14 protein-coding genes are annotated in these 16,929 nt (G+C 67.9%); 3 read left to right on the top strand and 11 right to left on the bottom strand.

Annotation, left to right across the window (positions count from 1 at the left end; genetic code table 11):
• Positions 1 to 323: 323 nt before the first annotated feature.
• The 3 genes from F8M74_RS27285 to F8M74_RS27275 form a co-directional block, all read right to left on the bottom strand.
• Positions 324 to 1,070: a DUF6624 domain-containing protein gene (locus tag F8M74_RS27285; RefSeq protein WP_228560381.1), complete on the bottom strand. Its 747-nt coding sequence runs from the start codon at positions 1,068 to 1,070 to the stop codon at positions 324 to 326.
• Between the two features lie 15 nt (positions 1,071 to 1,085).
• Positions 1,086 to 2,051, bottom strand: coding sequence for an IS630 family transposase (locus tag F8M74_RS27280; RefSeq protein ID WP_141256168.1), 966 nt, complete (start codon positions 2,049 to 2,051; stop codon positions 1,086 to 1,088).
• A gap of 209 nt (positions 2,052 to 2,260) precedes the next feature.
• Positions 2,261 to 2,512 (bottom strand): hypothetical protein, encoded by a 252-nt coding sequence (locus F8M74_RS27275; RefSeq protein WP_228560383.1) that lies wholly within the window; start codon positions 2,510 to 2,512, stop codon positions 2,261 to 2,263.
• A 333-nt stretch (positions 2,513 to 2,845) separates the two neighbouring features.
• On the opposite strand from F8M74_RS27275, the gene F8M74_RS27270 reads away from it, so the two are divergent.
• Complete coding sequence (locus F8M74_RS27270) at positions 2,846 to 4,087, top strand: hypothetical protein (protein WP_141256167.1); 1,242 nt, start codon at positions 2,846 to 2,848, stop codon at positions 4,085 to 4,087.
• A 588-nt stretch (positions 4,088 to 4,675) separates the two neighbouring features.
• On the opposite strand, the gene F8M74_RS27260 is transcribed toward F8M74_RS27270, so the two are convergent.
• Positions 4,676 to 5,632 (bottom strand): hypothetical protein, encoded by a 957-nt coding sequence (locus tag F8M74_RS27260; RefSeq protein ID WP_141256166.1) that lies wholly within the window; start codon positions 5,630 to 5,632, stop codon positions 4,676 to 4,678.
• Positions 5,633 to 5,958: 326 nt separating this feature from the next.
• Between F8M74_RS27260 and F8M74_RS38120 the strand changes: the two genes are divergently transcribed.
• Positions 5,959 to 6,384 (top strand): alpha/beta hydrolase, encoded by a 426-nt coding sequence (locus F8M74_RS38120; RefSeq protein ID WP_162295048.1) that lies wholly within the window; start codon positions 5,959 to 5,961, stop codon positions 6,382 to 6,384.
• A gap of 60 nt (positions 6,385 to 6,444) precedes the next feature.
• Here the strand turns inward: F8M74_RS38120 and F8M74_RS27250 are convergent, their stop codons facing one another.
• From F8M74_RS27250 to F8M74_RS27225, 5 genes are all read right to left on the bottom strand, one after another.
• Positions 6,445 to 7,470, bottom strand: a complete 1,026-nt coding sequence (locus F8M74_RS27250) for a serine protease (protein ID WP_141256164.1) — start codon at positions 7,468 to 7,470, stop codon at positions 6,445 to 6,447.
• Between the two features lie 423 nt (positions 7,471 to 7,893).
• Positions 7,894 to 8,664, bottom strand: a complete 771-nt coding sequence (locus F8M74_RS27240; protein WP_141256163.1) for a hypothetical protein — start codon at positions 8,662 to 8,664, stop codon at positions 7,894 to 7,896.
• 287 nt (positions 8,665 to 8,951) lie between these two features.
• Positions 8,952 to 9,275, bottom strand: coding sequence for a hypothetical protein (locus F8M74_RS27235; RefSeq protein WP_141256162.1), 324 nt, complete (start codon positions 9,273 to 9,275; stop codon positions 8,952 to 8,954).
• Between the two features lie 74 nt (positions 9,276 to 9,349).
• Positions 9,350 to 10,420, bottom strand: coding sequence for a linear amide C-N hydrolase (locus F8M74_RS27230; RefSeq protein ID WP_141256161.1), 1,071 nt, complete (start codon positions 10,418 to 10,420; stop codon positions 9,350 to 9,352).
• A gap of 338 nt (positions 10,421 to 10,758) precedes the next feature.
• Entirely contained in the window at positions 10,759 to 14,601 is a 3,843-nt protein-coding gene (locus tag F8M74_RS27225; RefSeq protein ID WP_141607796.1) for an Ig-like domain-containing protein, read from the bottom strand.
• Between the two features lie 199 nt (positions 14,602 to 14,800).
• Between F8M74_RS27225 and F8M74_RS27220 the strand changes: the two genes are divergently transcribed.
• Entirely contained in the window at positions 14,801 to 15,148 is a 348-nt protein-coding gene (locus F8M74_RS27220) for a hypothetical protein (RefSeq protein ID WP_141256159.1), read from the top strand.
• On the opposite strand, the gene F8M74_RS27215 is transcribed toward F8M74_RS27220, so the two are convergent.
• Together F8M74_RS27215 and F8M74_RS27210 are read right to left on the bottom strand one after the other, a co-directional pair.
• Positions 15,103 to 16,362 carry an RNA polymerase sigma factor gene (locus F8M74_RS27215; RefSeq protein ID WP_141256158.1) on the bottom strand — a complete coding sequence of 420 codons (1,260 nt, stop codon included), beginning with the start codon at positions 16,360 to 16,362 and terminating at the stop codon, positions 15,103 to 15,105. The two genes, F8M74_RS27220 and F8M74_RS27215, sit on opposite strands and share 46 nt — an antisense overlap.
• Positions 16,362 to 16,763 (bottom strand): YciI family protein, encoded by a 402-nt coding sequence (locus tag F8M74_RS27210; RefSeq protein WP_141256157.1) that lies wholly within the window; start codon positions 16,761 to 16,763, stop codon positions 16,362 to 16,364. The genes F8M74_RS27215 and F8M74_RS27210 overlap by 1 nt, the downstream gene beginning before the upstream one ends.
• Positions 16,764 to 16,929 lie beyond the last annotated feature (166 nt).

The raw sequence follows: 16,929 nt of genomic DNA, 5'->3' as shown, positions 1-16,929 counted from the left end.
CCCTGTTGAGGGGGAGGGAGGGTGCAGAGGGGCCGAGGAGGGCCGCTGGCGGGGCCGCCCGAGTGATGCTCCCGTCCGGTGGACAGGCCGCTTGAGCCCCCTTGGGGTACACGCCTGCCCAGACCGCGCTCCCTTCAGGTGCGTAGCAGGGGCCTGGACCTCTTGGCGCCTCTTGAGCCTCAACACCACGCGGCCTGGGCGGCCCTCGTGCCGGGCTGGCGCGCAAGCGTCTCGTGCCCGCGAAGCATTGCAGGGCAGCAGATGAATGGCGCAGCGCCTGGCGGCCGCACCACTCGGCGCGGCCGCCATCAGCCCCCCGCGGCTCAGGGCTTCTGCTGGGTGGCCGCGGCCTTCATCCGCTCGAAGGCCGCGATGTACTCCTCCAACGTATCGAGCCCCACGGCGGCGCGCCGCTCGTTCACCTTCTCGGGGGCCTCCAGCGCCTTGGGCACCATCTTTCCATCCACCTCCTCCAACTGGGTGGCGTAGCGCTGCGGCTTGCCGGTATTCACCAGCACCCGGTCCGTGAGGTACGCGAGGTCCTTCGCGGAGCCCTCCCCTTGCGCCACGGCCTTCTCCAGCATCGGAAGGACCTCGCTCTGGAAGGCCACATCCTGGTCCGCGTGCTGCACCAGCAACCACGCGGCGAAGGTACCGCGCCGGCCCACCAGGGCGCTTCCCGGCCAGCCATGCTTCGCGATGACGCCCTTGAGCCAGGTGGTGTTGCGCGCATCGACATCCATCATCTTCGCCTTGGCGGCCTCATCCTGGAAGTTCGAGGCGACGAGGGCACTGCGCGCCGCCTGGTCCTCTTCCATGCGCTTGAGCAACTCGTCCCGCAGCACAGGGTCCGCGGCCTCGTACTGCTTCGCCTCGGCGGCGATGACTCGCTGCTCCAGCGCCGCGTAGCCGGGCAGGCTCCGGACGTTGCTCAGGTCAGGGTCCTTCTGGAGGTGCTTCGCGTCATCGAAGCCTTCCTCCACGGCGCGCTCCAGCCAGACCAGCGCCTCCTCGCGCTCCGTCAGCAAGGACGCCGCGCAGGCCGCGTTGTAGGCTAAACGCCCGATCATGAATCTCGCACGCGCTCAGGCGGCGCGCCGCAGATGGACCTTGCGGAGGATAGGACTGGCACGGCGCTGGGCGTTGCGAGCGTGTAGGTAGGCATGGACGCGCCGCATGAGCTTCTGGAGGGTGCGGCAGCGATGGTTGCGAGTGACGTTGGCGTGGAGGTCCAGCCAGACGCGCTCAATGCGATTGGCGTCCGGGCAGTAAGGCGGCAGGAAGTGGAGGACAATCCGGCCACCGAGTTGCTCGAGCGCCTTTCTCGTCTTCTGGCTGCTGTGGATGGAGGCGTTGTCCAGGATGAGGTGGATTCGTGGGGCGCCACGGTACTCACCGGCGATGCGCCAAAGCAGTTGGATGAAGAGTGAGCTGGCCTTCGACTTGCCGTCCACCCAGGTGAGGCGGCCCGTCTTCGAGTCCAGGGCGCCGGCCAGGTATCGCTTCTTGTTGTTGCCTGGAGTGAGCACTACCCGACGCTGGCCGGGCAGGCACCAGTCGCGTCCCACCTTCGGATTGAGATGGATGTCCACCTCGTCCACATAGAGGACCGGCTCGTCGGACCGGGCACTTGCTTCCAGGCACCGCAACTCGAAGAGACGCCGGCGCCGCTTCCAGCCCGGCCAAGGGCAGCCCACCACGGGTTTGGCCGCCTTCAGGCTCGCACCGAGGGTGGCAAGCGCACGGCCCATGGTGGCAACCGACACCCGCGCCAGGCCCTGGCGCTCCATCTCCAACGCGAGCAACTCCCGTGTCCACGTCGGGCGGCACCAGCCCACCTCTTCGGGAGTACCCGCCAGCACGCGCGAGAGAATGGCGAGGAAGCGCTCATCCACCTTCGCCTCGCCATTGGCCGCCCTGCAGTCCACCAGGGCTTTACGCCGTCCCGTCCGGTAGCGATTGACCGCAGAGACGACTGTGGAGGTGGCGCACCCCAGAGCACGCGCTACCTGCCTGCACGATTCGCCGCGCGACACTCCCACCACCGCCATGCACCGCCGCAGGGTGAGCGGGCAGCCGCTCCTTTCACCCCAACGGATGAGGGAGCGGCGCTGCAGCCGCGAAAGACGGGGCCTACCTTTGTCCCTGGGCGGGGCCTTTCTGATTCCTGGTCTTCTGCGCACACAGAGCCGAACGGGATGTGCCCCTGCCTCTTCCTGTCGCCCAGCGCGCCCGCCCGCTCACCAACCGCGATCGAGAATCACGAGCGGTGGTTTAGGTTCCTGCTGCGCACCCCGCCTTCCCAAGCGCTTCGGAACAGGGGAAGGGCGCGCGCGTTGTCGCCCTTCATGGCCAGTCCGGATGCCTCGGAGGCAGCCGCTTTCGCCTCGGGCGTGGCGACGGGCTTTGGCGCCGCGGGCTTCGTGGCCGAGGCGGCTTCCGGCGCGGCGCCACCACCGTGGGCACATGCAACCAGGTTCAGCGCGGCAAGCAGGGCGATGATGCGACGCATGACACTCCAGGGGTATGGGGATGAATGCTGGCGCTCCACGCACGTCCTCGGAGCGCCAGCGGGCTGGCAGTGTAGGCAATTTCTTCAAGACTCCAAACGCCCAGGCGTGCCGTTCAATCCAGTCTGAAACCATCTTCCCGCGCGAGCAGGTTGCGATTGCCTCGCGTCGATTCGTCTCAATCCTTCTCTGCACGCGGTTCTTCTCCCTGGCTGTCACCCCACGCACTCCGAGCGACGCGGGAGCGGCACGGCCTTCCCCGTGCCGCCCGTCAGGCTCGCTCCGTGCTATAGGCCGCACCGCTCGCGGTACGCACCCGAGGGGGAAAACAGAGGATGTCTGAGCGGCACATTGAGATGTTCTGGCGTTGTTCGAGCTGCAGCCACCGCAACCTCGGCCGCTACATGGTGTGCCAGGGCTGCAAGAACGCCAAGGACGGCAGCGAGCAGTATGAGATGCCGGAGGACACCGCGTCCGCCGTCACGGTGACCGACGAGGCCCTGCTGAGGATGGCCACCGCCGGTCCCAACTGGCGATGCGCCTATTGCGAGAGCGACCAGCGGGCCCTGGACGGCGGCTGCAAGCACTGCGGCGCGTCCGCCGTCGAAGGCTCGATTCCCGCCGAGCCCACGCGCCCCACGCCAGACGCGAAGAAGGGGGCGAAGAGCAACAGGCGCCTGGGCTGCTACATCCTCTTCATCATCGCGTTCTTCGGCTGCTGCTGCCCCATGTGGATGTCCTCCGGCAAGAAGGGGACCGCCCCCGCGACGGCGGCGACGGCGGCCACGACAGCGCCGGAGAGGACGCGGACGCTCCAGGTCAAGGAGGTCTCCTGGGAGCACACGGTGAGCGTGGAGCGCTACCGCCTGGTGGATGACGAGGGCTTCGAGGAGGACCGGCCAGAAGGCGCCCTCCTGGTGAAGGCGCAGGGCAAGCGCCACCACCATGACGACCAGGTGCTCGCCGGCTACACGACCGTCCACTACACGGAGCGCGTCCAGCGGGGCTTCACCACGGAGACCTACCGCGACAAGGAGGCTTGCGGTGAGGACTGCACCACGACGCCCAAGAAGTGCAGCGAGCAGTGCACCAGCAACAGGAACGGCTTCGCGACCTGCAAGACGACCTGCACCGGAGGAGATCGGAGCTGCACCACCCGGTACTGCTCCGTGACGAAGAAGCGCAAGGAGCCGCGCTACGTGGACGAGCAGCGCTCACGCCAGGAGCCGCGCTACCGGAGCGTGCCGCGCCAGGCGACCTGGTACACCTGGAAGGAGTGGCGCTGGATGCACGACCGGGACGTGAAGGCGAACGGCACCACGCTCGAGGCGCGCTGGCCCACCGACGCCGAGCTGCGGCCCGCCAAGGCCTTGGGCAAGGGCGAGAAGGAACGAAACGCGCGCGACGCGCGGTACAGCGTGGTCTTCCACGGCGACGACCAGCCCGCCATCACCTACACCCCCGAAACACTCGAGGAGTTCCAGCGCTTCGCGCACGGCAGCACGCACACCCTTCAGCAGGAGCAGGGCAAGGTCTCCGTCGTGCCCCAGACGCCCCCGGCGCAGGCCACCCCGTGACCTGCGTGCCGCTCTCAAACGCGAAGTGAAATCGCGGGCCACTCCATGTCGGAACGGCTCGAAGGCGCTCCGGTTCAGGCGCGCGGCGTTCCGAGTGAAGCCAACGGCGCGCCTCGTCCAGGTACTCTCGTGGGAGGACATGCCCGCTGTCGAAGGCCTTGTGTGTCTTGCGGCGGGACGGCGCGGCATCGAACCGGGCGCGGCTGTCCGAGACGGGGGCGAAGTCATCCTGGTTCGCCGTCAGCAGCAGCCAGTCCTGGTGAATCGTCGCCATGTGTCGCGCGGGGGCAATTTCCTCCATCGATGGGTCGATGTGGGGCGGAACTCGCCAGCACGGCGGCGAGCAGTGCCTGGGCATCGCGGACGGTGTCCGCAATCATCGTCATGTACGGCGCGGGCTCGCCTTGATGGGCCCGCTTGGCGAGCGCTCCCGGCCGGGCGTCAGGGGTCGCCCGCTCTCCGTGCCGCCGCGCACCCATGAGGTAGACGCGATAGGCGCTCGGCTTCGTCAATACACCTCTGCCGTTTGACAAACGCAACGACAAGCGAGTCTGGCGCGACGAGCTTCGCTGGCGCCAAGCCTCCTGCTCAGAGGTCAAACATCGTGCCCTCGACGCCGACGGCGGCCACGCCCGTGCCAGGAGACCGCGCCAGCCGGGCGATGTCGTGGCGCAAGCCGGCATCACGCACGCGCAGTCGCACGCGCGAGGTGTCTCTCGACAAGGAGAAGCCCCAGAGCCCGAAGACCCACCAGTCGCACCAGGATGCCCCCCACCGCAGCAGCCCCAAAAAGGAAAGCACCCCGATGAAGAAGGCTGCGGTCCGAATCGGGTCCGGCTGCCCCACTGGGGACCACGGACCGGGCAGGACGTAGAGCAGCGCGAGCACCGGGAGCATGTACGCCCCCCGGAGAAGCCTTTTGCGCCGCGACCGGCAACTCCCACAGGCTGGTGCCCTCAAGGTGCGGACGACACCCCAGGAGACGACGACGAAGTCCCATCCTGAGCTCGCCTCGAACTCCACGCTGGTGGTGGCCTCGCGGCTACAGCCGACACACGTTCCCGCGGGGAATCGCAACGCAGTCACAAGCATCTCGAGCACATTCGAGCCACGGGTCGGACCGAGGACGACCTCCGGCTCGCGCGTGGCGGACAGAAAGTCCACGATCGTCGTCCCCTCCTGCCCCATCGAGGGAATCCAGGTCCATGCACCATCGTCGAAGACAATGGCCACCACCCCAGGGAACATCGGCTTCAGGCGCGAGAAGGCCGAGAGCGGACGCTGCAAGCGCAGTCTGCCGCGCCGGTACACCCGGATGCCCGCGGGCCCCATCTCGATGCGCCGGCGGCCCACCAGCGCGATCACCGCCGAGCTGCCCAGGAGGCAGTATGCCATCACCCCGAACTCGGCGATGTCCACGTCAAGGACATGCGCGACGATGAGTGCCACGAGCGCTACCAGATCGAGCAACAGCATCGCCGCCCAGCTCTCGAGGTCATGGTAGACGACAACAGGTACGTCGGGGGTACCGGTTCCCTTGTTCATTGCCTCGAACCTACCCCGGTCTCACTCCGTGCACGGGCCGATCCCCGGGAACGCGTTCCACCATTTTACCGTCGCGCCTTCTGGCGAGCACGGCTCGTCTTCGTTCATTCTCCGCGCCCGCGTCGTGACAGGTGCGGCGTGGCGAAGATGGCTGACTCCCCATCCAAGCCGTGGCTCAAGCGAGCAACTCCTTCATCTTTCGATCGATGGCGCTGGGCTGCCGGCCCAGAATCTTCGCAATTCCGTCCGAGTTGACCTTGCGGCGCACGAGCGCACCAACCGCAGCCTCCTCTTCGTCGGTCCACGGTTCATATGCGCGAGGATGTGTGCGCCGCGCTTCGACCATCTCCGGCTTCAAGTCAGTTCCCCCCGGGCTGCCCGCGCAGGACCTGGACAGCCAGATGTTCCTTCACGACGGCCCGGAGAAGGAGCGGTTCCTCGCGGATCCGCTCATCACCCACGAGAAGCTGCCCGCGCGCTCCGCCAAGGCGCTCATCGCCGCCATCGAAGCGCTCAAGGGGAGGCTCCTGGACCTGAGACTCCCCCTGCTGGTGGTGCACGGGGGCGAGGACGTCACCACCTCCATCGAAGGCAGCTGCGCCCTGGTGGCGCAGGCCACGATCGCCGACAAGCGCCTCATCATCTACGAGGGCCAGCGCCACGACCTCGCGCACGAACCCGACGCGGAGACGGTCATTGGAGACATCGTGGCCTGGGTGGAGGCCCACGTCCCGCCGAGCACCGCCCCCTGACAATGGGAGCAGTCGCGGGACACAAGTCTCCCCCTGAAACCGCCCAACCACAGCGCATCATCAGTACCGCGAGCGGCTGTTGATGCTGACCTGCGTATTGATCCAGGAACGGAACTCAGAGACCCGGGCATAGACACCAGGCAAGCCCGGCCTCGCGCAGCCCACGCCGAAGCTTGTGATTCCGTAGAGCACGTATCCGCCACCGGACTGAGCGACCAACGGCCCTCCGCTGTCCCCTTGGCAGCTATCCTTCCCCCCTGACATGTACCCAGCCCCGAGCATCACATAGGGATCGATGGTGATGCCTTCTTTCTTGTATGCAGTCTTCAGGGTCTCCGAGTTCACGGCGGGAACCCACACCTGCATCAAGATGGAGGATGTATCGTATCCCCCCTCCCTGGTATGACCCCATCCTGCGGTCACCATCATCGTGCCATCCGAGACATCCGCACCCACCGACGAGAGCCCCACAGGGTTGAGCGACGTTTCAGCCAACGGGGACTGCGCGACCAGGTTGGGACGCATGTTAACACTGCTCTTGCCGCACGAAGCACCGCTCACCGAGAACGAATCCCCCGGGAGACACACAGGCTGTACCGTGGATGTGAACTTGATGGGCTTGTCGAGCACGACAACCGCGACATCGTTCGCCGTCGTATCCGGGTCGTACGCTGGATGGTAGACAGTCTTTCTCGCGGCGACAACCTGCTGCGAGGACGACGGGCGATTAAAATCATGAGCCCCAGCGACGACAGTCAATCTGGATGTTCCGTCGTAGACGCAATGGGCAGCCGTGACCACGATATCGCTCTCCTCCTTGTTGCCAACCCTGATGAGAGAACCACCGCAGAAGTGATTGTTGTATTGCTGCAGGCTGACAATCCACGGATGACTCCCAGGACGTGCCTCGACCCCTCCCACAATCGCCTGGTCCATGCGGCCCGTCGCTTCGACGTCCTGCCTCTCCAGCTCCGGACCACCACATCCCAACAGGCTGACCGCGACAATCACTCCACTCACGAAGCGCAATGCGCCCTCCTTGCTCATGCGACACATGCCAACAGCAAGCCACATGCCATGCCTCAACTAATTGAATCCCGAGCGCATTCGACTCACGGCGCGCCGTTGACACGTCAGCGAGCTCTCGCAGAGACGAGATGACGCGTCAGCCGTCCATTCGTCGTGCCGCGCGGTGGTCTGCCCCCCGATTTTCGGACCAGTTGAAGCGTGAGAGAGTCCTCGCGGCCTGGGGTGGCCCTCGTGCCGGGGCCAGCCTCGCACATCCCGTGGGCAAGCCCAGGTGCTCCTGAATTGCCCGCACCCGGGGGCCCCCTTCACGTACGCCAAGCCCCTTAAGCCTGCCTCCACACCTCACGCAGGCGAACACGGCAGCGGACGGGGCCTCGCGCCGAGCCCTGCGCTGTCTCGCTGCCGGTGGGGCAACGCAGCACGGGGGCGGAAAACGGCTCAGCGCCCGAGCAACGCAACTCAGCTGCCTGAGCCCCCGACTCACCGTCCAGGAACTTCGGGCTTCTCCGGTACAGCGCTCTCACCAAGTGGATGGTCGCGAAAGCCCTGCTGGAGCGACTGAATGGCTCGATCCTCGGCGCGCTGTTCTTCGACCGTCCGCGGCCTCGAGTCGCAGGCGCGAAGGACGACTGGCTCATCCCAGATGGCGAGCCGCGTCACCGCGCGGTCCGAGACGAGGCCTCCATCACGGTCGTATCTCCGGATGCACCCGCTGGTGGTTCCATCGTCCCAGGTCGTCATGCAGGGGACCTCGAGGAAGTCGGGGTATTTCGGCCATCTGTCGAGTGCCGCGATCAGGGCATCAGCGTTTTCGATGACGTCCTGCACCCGATGCGCCACGAAAGGAAGGTGGCTCCCGAAGTCGCCCGTCGTCCCCAGGTAGAGACGAGCCCCATGACTCGAGAGTTCCAGTGTGCCGTCCTCTGAGACGGATGCCGTGCAATACGCAAAGAAGTGGGGTCCTACCTGCTGGACGTTGAGGTAGATGTCTCCATCGCGCTCAAAGGAGGCGAGGGTCAGCCCCGTGAAGGAGATGCGGCCCTTTCCCGCGAGCTCCACCGTCACGCCGATGTCCTCGAAGGTGATGTCCTCGTTCCCCCAGGCGTCGACCACCGTCACGCCCGGCATCTCCTCGAAGCGAGCCCGAATCTGGTTGAGTTCCCGGTAGCGCAGAGGGCCCCAGAAGCCGGTGAAGAAACCCATGACGGCGAGGACAACAGCCGCCCCTGCTGTCGCCACGACGCCTGCCACGACCAGCAGCGCAGCAGCGCGACAGAATGCGATCAGCAGGGACAGCGCTCTGCGCCAGGTTCGAGATTCCATGCTGGGGCGTGAGCCTAGTCCTCTTCGGGAAGCTGAGTGAGGTCCCAGGTCGGATGCACGGCTTGGAGGGAAGCCAGAGCGGGGGTGCACGCCCCTCTTCTCGCGGGCTCGACACGGCGGCGGGGCGCAGTGGATGAGCCACGCGAGTCCATTTAGATGGACACGGCTTCGGCCCGCTTCCCTCACCCTGCCCCTCTCCCAGAGGGAGCGGGGATTCAGCCGACGAGGTCCGCCTTCGCAAGGTTACGTGCTGCCCGCCAGGTGGTGAGTACGCCCAGCAGCGCGGGCCACCCCACGGCGATGACCAGCGCCAGGGTGGGTCCCAGGGAGTTGGCCAGCCAGAAGCCCACGGGCCCCAGCGCGGAGAGCTCCGGGTCCACGCTGCTCAGGATGCCCACGCGCGCGACCTCGGAGGGGTTGAGCGAGGAGACGAAGAACACCACCTCGGGAGGCAGGGGCGTGCGCAGCAGCACGGCGATGAGCAGCACGTCGTGCAGCGCGGCCGTCACCACCTGGGCAAGCTCGCGCTTCGCATCCACTGAGCGGCGGCGGGGCCGGGTACCCGTTTGCAGCCAGGTGCCCGGCCCCGCGCCACGGAGGGGGAGTCAGTGACTCAGCTCGCCAGCTGCTTGTTGGCGTCGAGCTGCGAATCCACCGGGGAGAGGGCGAGCGTCTTGCCATCCGCCTTCTTGAAGTCGACCGTGCGCAGGTCCAGCGTCTGCAGCCCCAGGCTGTCGTAGGTCCGGACGCCGAACGTGCGGTTCGTGAGGTCCTTCACGACGACCCACTGGGTGTAGTCGAGAGAGTCCTTGCCCGTGGCCTCGTTCAAGTCGCGGCTGGTGCCGTAGGGGATGTCGACGGTGTTGAGCAGGTGCAGCGCCAGGGAGCGGGCCTCCGCCGCGTTCTTGGGCTTCTCGGAGAACTCGCGGAGGTAGACGGCCCGGACGAACCGGGAGGGGGGCGTGGAGTCGCCGGGAATCCCGAAGAGGCCGCTGCCGCAGCCGTGAGGCGCGAATGTGCCGGTTCCCAGCTTCACGGGCGTGGCGCCACGGGACGACAGCCTCGCGTAGTTCTTGAGGTTCTCCAGGTGGTCCGGAAAGGTCGGGTGGTTGGTCAGGACAGCAACGGGGTTGTGCATGTCCAGCGGCGAGTTGCCATGACCCGTCGACGCGTACAGGAACATCTGCCGGTCGGTGAACTCGACGACCATGCTGTTGCCCTTCGCGTCGTGGAGGGCGAAGTGGAGCGGGATCTTGCTCGACATCCAGTCGCTGTGCCACAGCTCGGCGTCGCCGTTCGCCAGGGCCTCCTTCACCGCGTCCACGGTGGCGAAGTTACCCACGGCCCACTCCACGAAGAGCTCGGGCGCCAGTCCCCGGGACGGGTCCTTGGCGGCCTGGGGATACGTGGACGTGGGCATCCACAGCGCTCCGGCGGAGAGGCCTTCCGAGTTCATCGCATCGCCGATGACGGTGACGCCATAGAGCGTGACGGTGAGGCCGACGTAGTCGAACTTCGTCGTCCACTTGAGGCCATGCAGGTGCGTGAGGGAACCAGGAGACTGGACCGTATGCCCCTTGGCGTGGAACCGGAACTTGGAGCCGAGGTCGACGCCGAACTCCATACTGCGGCCAACGACGACAGCGCTCGAGCCCTCGGTTGCGACCAGAAAATCAGTGCACATGTGAAACGTCCTCGTTGATGCCTTCGCACCATGCGAAGGTCTGGTGTAGGGGGGCAGTGCGTCACCAGAGCAGGACGTGTGCCACCTGCGCCTCGCGGGTGGTTCGAGTCATTCTGCGGCTTTGCGTACGATGGGGCCGCTTGCGATGGGGCGCGTTGACGCGTCTGCGGGGGCTCGTGACACGTCAACGCCGGGGCCCGCGAGGCGCCCCGGTGTGATGCGTGTTTCCTCTTGGGACCGCCTCACCTCCCCCCAGGTGAAGCACCCGGCTCCGGACTTCGGGCTACGAGGACGGAGCGGGAACACATCCACCGCCCCCTCCTCATGGACTCAGGCCCTCACAGGGCCGTGCTGGCGTGCAGCGCGAGCACACCCTGCTGCACGGGCTGGCGCCACGTGACGCGGTAGGTGTCCGCCACGAAGTCCCACGTCACACTCCCCGCCTGGACGGGGAAGTCTCCCTGCGCGGGCGAGGCCCCCGTCCAGAAAGAGCGCGTGCCCGACGCGTAGGACAGCGCCAGGTTCACCGGCATATTGAACGCGGCTCCCGTCGCCAGGCCGCAGCCCTTCGCGTCACAGCGCAGGCTGCCCGCCCAATAGGGACGGCTGACATCCGTCGCCTCTTTCAGCCACTCCGTCCCGCTCCACCGCCACCAGCTCTTGTCGGTGTGCATCCGGAACCCGCTCGGAGACGCCGCGAGCACACCTTGGCCGTCCGCCGGCGACTTGACGATGTTCTGGCCGGACCAGGCGATGCCGTTGTGGAAGATGTAGCGGAACTCGTCGTCGAAGGGCGCCATCAACATCACCGAGTTGCCCGCCGCGACGAACTCGTAGACGTCACTGGGCATGACCGGGGCCGCGATGGGCTGCCACACGCCCGCGGTGTGGATGCTCATGTTCAGGTAGAGCTCGTTGCGCTGCGCCGACAGCGCGAAGGACTCACCCACCGTGGCCAGCCGCGTGTTGTACCAACGCGCCTCCTGGAACACCCTCGGGATGAGGGTCGCCAGGTCCCGCCACGCCACCCCATCCACGCTCCGCGCTCCGCGAATCTCCCACTCTCCCCACACCGCCATGAAGCCGCTGGGGCCATGCACCAACGCCAGGTCCGGGTCCGTGGCCGCCACGCTGTCCAACAGTTGCGGCGCCCCCACCACCCCCGCCTCGGAGGACACCACCCAGATGTCCATCAGGTCCGTCTGCGTGGACGGCTGGAGATACGCCACCACCACCCCGTTGTCGTCCACCGCCACGCGGACCTTCGTGCCCGCCGGCCCCACACGCACCGGCTCCATCCACACCGTCCCGTCGAACTCCGCCAGGAAGAGACTCCACGCCCCCGCGTCGAACTGCTCCCACGCGGCGGCCCCATGGCCGTCGGACTCGAAGTGGACGGCCACGTCCCGCACGCTGCCGACGAGCGCCGGCGTCACCAGCGCAAGCCCCGAGTCCCACTGGCCGCCTCCCAGATAGCCGCGCACCACGAGCCGCCCCGGCTGCACGAAGAGCGCACCCACGCGAGCCCCCACCGGCACCAACACCGAGGAAGTCGCCTCCCTGCCACGAAGCTGGACGCTCGGCTGCCCCCCCTGCGACGTGAGCGCCGCGCCCCAGATTTCAGCCGTGGACGACGGCTGGTTCTTCTGCATCAGGACCAGCAGGTCATCCCCCGACGCCCGCACGTCGAGCACGCTGCTCACCCCCGACGCGACCACGACCTTCGAGGTCGAGCTCCACGAGCCTCCCGTCTGCGAGACGGCACGCACCAGCGTGGCGCTGTTGATGCCGGTCCACAACGCGACGTAGTTGCCTCGGTGGGGCACCACCGCCCAGATGTCGCGAACCGCCATGTTGTCCACCAGCGATGGGGCCTGCCATGCCCCGTTCGCGCGCACCGACGCGAAAAGACCGCCCGTATCGCCGAGGACCGCCGTGATGGTGCTGCCATCCGAGGCGATGCGCAGGCTCGTCATCTGCTCGGACGTGATGAGTTCCCCCAGCCCCCACTCGCGCGTGTCCCGGTTGAAGAGCGCGAACTCCACCCCCTGGTTGGACACCCACGCCCGCCCGAAGCTGTCCCCCACGCGGATGTACTGCGCGTCCACCGAGGACGACACCGTGGACTCCAGCCACCGCACCCCGTCGAACACGACCGAGACCTCCAACGTCGTGCTCCGCCCCGACGACACCAGCACCCGGTCTCCATTCTGCAGGAGGGACACGGGCGACCCCAGGTTCGCCGCCGTGAAGACCTCCGACCACTGCGTCCCAGCATGGACCCGGAAGGTCTTCCCATTGAGGGCATAGAGATGGTTCCCCACCCCGAAAAGCCGGCCGCTGATGCCGGGCGTCACGGGCGAGAAGTCCGTCCCATCGAAGAGCGCGACGGCGCCCCCCGCGAGCGAGCGGTCCGACCAGCCCACCACGAAGCGCTCGCCCCAGGCGGACACCTGCGGCGCCAGCGTCATCGAGCGTCCCTCCCCCACCAGGACGGAGTCCCCGAAGCCCGAGCCGCTGTCGAAGGCCGCGCGGACCTGGATGGCCGTCCCCGTGTCCTCGTTCCACACGGCCAGCGTCCCCCGGGGGCCCGTGGCGAACACGGGCATCCCCGGCTGACCGGGACGCCCCGCGCTCACCCTCACTCCGGGAGCCACCGTGCGCACCGTGTACGTGTGCGGCGAGGCGAGGCCCGCCCCCTGCGGCGTCTGCACGTCCTTCACCGTCACCGTGTAGTTCGTGGCGGGCGCGAAGGGCGGCACGGGCCGGAACACCACCGTGTTCGTGGAGGACTCGTAGTTGACCAGCCCCGTGACGCCCTCGACGCCCACCGTCCGCGCGTTGACGGTGGCCGGGTCCAGCGGCCGGTCGAAGCTCACGCGCAGCGGGCTCCCCAGCGGCACGAAGCGCGCGTCCGGAGCCGGCGTCGCATCACGCACCACCGGCGGAGAGGGCTCCAGCTCCGTGACGAAGTGGAAGCCGTCGAACTGCGACAGCGTGTTGCCCGCGAGGTCCTCCACGGCGCGGACCCGCCCCTGGTAGCGCGTCTGGTACTTCAGCGGCTCATTCGGCGTGAAGGCGGCGTGGAGCTTCGCGTCGTCGTAGCGCAGCGTGCCCGGAACCCGGCGGACCACCTGCGTGCCGTCGGTGTTCAGCTCCTCCAGGTAGACGCGGTCCGGCGTGACGCTCTCCGGCCGGAGTGGCTCGCTGAAGTGGACGATGATGGGCGCATAGCGCGCGGCCACCCCCACCGACGTCGCCGCCGGCAGCGTCCCCTGCACCCGCGGCGCGGTGGTGTCGCTCGACGCCGTCACAAAGAACGCGAACGCGTGCGCCTGCGTGAGCGCATTGCCCGCCAGGTCCTTCGCCCCCGTGGAGAGTGTCCCGGTGACGAGCGCACCCGGCGCGGGCAGGGGACTGACGCGGAAGGACACCGACTGGCTCGGAGCATCGTAGGAGATGACACCCGTGAGCGGCGCCGCGGGGTTCGACCCCAGCACCTGCTCGAACCGGAGCGTGTCACCGGTGAGCGTGCGCGGGTCCATCGGCTCTCGGAAGGAGAGCGTGTACACCGGCCAGGTCGGCGACACTCGGCTCTCACCATTGAGGGGCCGAGTGGCCAGCACCTCCGGCGGCGACGTGTCCGCCTCCAGCCCCACCGTGAAGACCGATTGGTAGGGCGCCGGCAGGGACTTGCCCGTCACCAGGCGCAGCGCCGTGGAGACGCCCACCGTCACCAACGTATCCGCCGCGAAGGGACGCCCCGGCGTGAAGGTCAGCGTGCGCGTGGCGGGGTCATGCGTCACCGTTCCCGCCACCGCGACGCCGTTCTCCGACACCGTGAGGACCTCCGCGCTCACGGTGGTGACATCGAGCGCCTCGGCGAACCCCACGATGACGCGCGCGTTGCGTGGGACGGCTTCCGCGTTCGACGCGGGCAGCACGTAGCCGATGAAGCCCACGCCATCTGACGTCTGCGTCCCACCATCGCCAGTCCCACCGTCCGGAAGTCCGCCATCGGGCGTGGGCTCGTGGCCCCCATCCGGCCCGCCCGCATCGGGCTCGCCCGCGGCATCCGGCGGTGTATTTCCATCAGGCTCGCCATTCTTACAGCCAGGGACGAATGCCCAGAGGCCGAGGACGGCCAGGGCGCATCGCAGCCAGGAGAGTTTCAAGGTCATAGGGGAGTTCGCGAGACAACCGCACCACGAGGTCGCACGTCCTCGCGTGCATTCAGAGCCCCCGGTGCGTCAGGGGCCGGATGTCGGCGGTGCTTCGACGCGGACCTGGGCCGTGCGCGCCCAACCCACGGGTGCTGACTGCAACGACATACGCCATATCGTTGTCATCGCGTGGCGTAAACGCTCGATTCTAGAACAGATGTATCCCGAGTGTCTGACGTTCCTCCGGCTCGTGAAAGCACGCGTGGAGGGGGCCCTGGAAATCACCTCATGCAAGACTCGTAGGGTCTCTGTCGCCCACCGCGCAGGTGCGCATCGCCGTGCTCGACCGGGGCTCGCTCGCCCAGGCGAGGGCTACGCGGCGGCCGGCCGGAAGGACGAGGCCATCTCCCGCGACAAGAAGTCGCTGGAGCTGAACCCGAAGAACGACAACGCCGTGAAGAAGCTGCGCGAGCTCGGCGCGGCGTCGGCCACGGCGAAGTCGCGCGCGGCGCTCGGGGCCTACGCCATCTCGTCGCTCAGCCGCGCGGCCTGGGTCAGCAGGTAGTCGCGCTCGGGCAGGCTCGTGGTGCGCTCGGCCGCCTTCCGGTAGTGGACCACCGCCGCGCCCGTCTTCCCCGCGCGCTCCAGCAGGTGCGCCCGCACCGCGTCGAGCCGGTGGTTCCCCTCCAGCCGGCCCTCCCTGGCCAGCCCCTCCAGCAGCGACAGCCCGGCCCGCGGCCCGTGCACCATCGCCGTCGCGATGGCGTGGTTGAGCGCCACCATCGGGTTGTCCATCAGCCCCATCAGCACCCCGTAGAGCGCCAGCACCTGCGGCCAGTCCGTGTCCTCCGCGCGCGACGCCTCGTCATGCACCGCCGCGATGGCCGCCTGCACCTGGTACATCCCCACCGAGCCCCTCGACAGCGTCGCGGAGATGAGCGCGATGCCCTCCGCAATCATCCCCGCGTCCCACAGGCTCCGGTCCTGCGCGTCGAGCGGAATCAGCTCACCCGCGGGCCCCGTCCTCGCCGCCCTCCGCGCGTCCGTGAGCAGCATCAGCGCCAACAGCCCCGCCACCTCGCCGTCATCCGGCAGCAGCGTGTGCAACATCCGCGTCAGCCGAATCGCCTCGCCCGACAGGTCCGTGCGATGCAACTCCGGCCCCGAGGTGGCCGTGTAGCCCTCGTTGAAGATGAGGTAGAGCACGTGCAGCACCGCGCCCAGCCGCTGCGCGCTCTCCTCCGGCGTGGGCTTCTGGAACGGCACCCCGGAGCTCTTGATGCTCTGCTTGGCCCGGCTGATGCGCTGGGCCATGGTCGCCTCGGGCACGAGGAAGGCCTTGGCGATTTCCGCCGTCGTCAACCCGCCCACCGCGCGCAAGGTCAGCGCGATGGCCGACGCCGTGGACAGCGCCGGGTGACAGCACATGAACAACAGCACGAGCGCGTCATCCCGGCCCGCCAGCTCGTCGCCATCCAGGCACATCACGAGTTGGAGCTCCGGCGGCACCAGGCTGACCACCAGCTCCTCACGGTGGCGGCGCGCGGTCTCCGCGCGCACGTGGTCCGTGATTCGCCGCGAGGCGACCTGAATCAGCCAAGCGCGCGGGTCGTCCGGCACGCCCTCGCGAGGCCACTGCAAGGCCGCCGCGAGCAGCGATTCCTGCACCGCGTCCTCCGAGGCTCCGAAGTCCCGAAACCGCCGGATGACCGCGCCGAGCACCCGCGGCGCGTGCTCGCGCAACAGGTGCTCGATGCGAATGTCCCTCGACTCCGTCATCACATCAGGTCGGGCGGAGGACCGCTCATCACCTGGCGGACCTCGATGGGCATGTTCATCGGCTTGCCGCCGAGCCCAGGCGCCGCCGAGGCCTCCGCGGCGATGGCGTAGGCCCGCTCCGGGCTGTCCACCTCGATAATCCAGTAGCCCGCGAGGAACTCCTTCGACTCCGGGAACACGCCATCGGTGATGGGCTTGCCGTCCGCGCCAGCGCGCACGCGCCTGGCCTGGTCCGGCCCCGCCAGCCCCTCGGCCGCCACCAGCTCCCCCGTCTCCCCGAGCTTCGTCGCGAAGCCCGCCATGAACGCGATGTGCGCCTGGAGGTCCTTCTTCGGCCAGCTCATCACCTGGTACGGACCGCCGCCCGGGGTGTTCATCATCAGCATGTACTTCATCTTCATGGTGGCTCTCTCTTCTCTGGGCCTCCGCGCCCCGGCATTGGGTGCGCGTTCATTGGGATGTCGGAGCCACGCGCGAGGTCTCGACATCACCCCGTGAAGATTATCGGCGGGCCTCGCAAGTCAGCGGAACAACTGTGTTCTTCCGCTCCGGGGGCCGCCTGCGACG

This window comes from Myxococcus sp. CA023 (genome assembly GCF_010998615.1).
Lineage (GTDB): Bacteria > Myxococcota > Myxococcia > Myxococcales > Myxococcaceae > Myxococcus.
This window is presented reverse-complemented; position numbering and strand designations above follow the sequence as displayed.

Bases quoted from the DNA above. Each gene is read 5' to 3' on its own strand.
- F8M74_RS27270 (WP_141256167.1), top strand. From the start codon at position 2,846: ATGTCTGAGCGGCACATTGAGATGTTCTGGCGTTGTTCGAGCTGCAGC.
- F8M74_RS27210 (WP_141256157.1), bottom strand. From the start codon at position 16,763: ATGAAGATGAAGTACATGCTGATGATGAACACCCCGGGCGGCGGTCCG.
- F8M74_RS27275 (WP_228560383.1), bottom strand. From the start codon at position 2,512: ATGCGTCGCATCATCGCCCTGCTTGCCGCGCTGAACCTGGTTGCATGT.
- F8M74_RS27225 (WP_141607796.1), bottom strand. From the start codon at position 14,601: ATGACCTTGAAACTCTCCTGGCTGCGATGCGCCCTGGCCGTCCTCGGC.
- F8M74_RS27280 (WP_141256168.1), bottom strand. From the start codon at position 2,051: ATGGCGGTGGTGGGAGTGTCGCGCGGCGAATCGTGCAGGCAGGTAGCG.
- F8M74_RS27220 (WP_141256159.1), top strand. From the start codon at position 14,801: ATGTATCCCGAGTGTCTGACGTTCCTCCGGCTCGTGAAAGCACGCGTG.
- F8M74_RS27285 (WP_228560381.1), bottom strand. From the start codon at position 1,070: ATGATCGGGCGTTTAGCCTACAACGCGGCCTGCGCGGCGTCCTTGCTG.
- F8M74_RS27230 (WP_141256161.1), bottom strand. From the start codon at position 10,420: ATGTGCACTGATTTTCTGGTCGCAACCGAGGGCTCGAGCGCTGTCGTC.
- F8M74_RS27260 (WP_141256166.1), bottom strand. From the start codon at position 5,632: ATGAACAAGGGAACCGGTACCCCCGACGTACCTGTTGTCGTCTACCAT.
- F8M74_RS27215 (WP_141256158.1), bottom strand. From the start codon at position 16,362: ATGACGGAGTCGAGGGACATTCGCATCGAGCACCTGTTGCGCGAGCAC.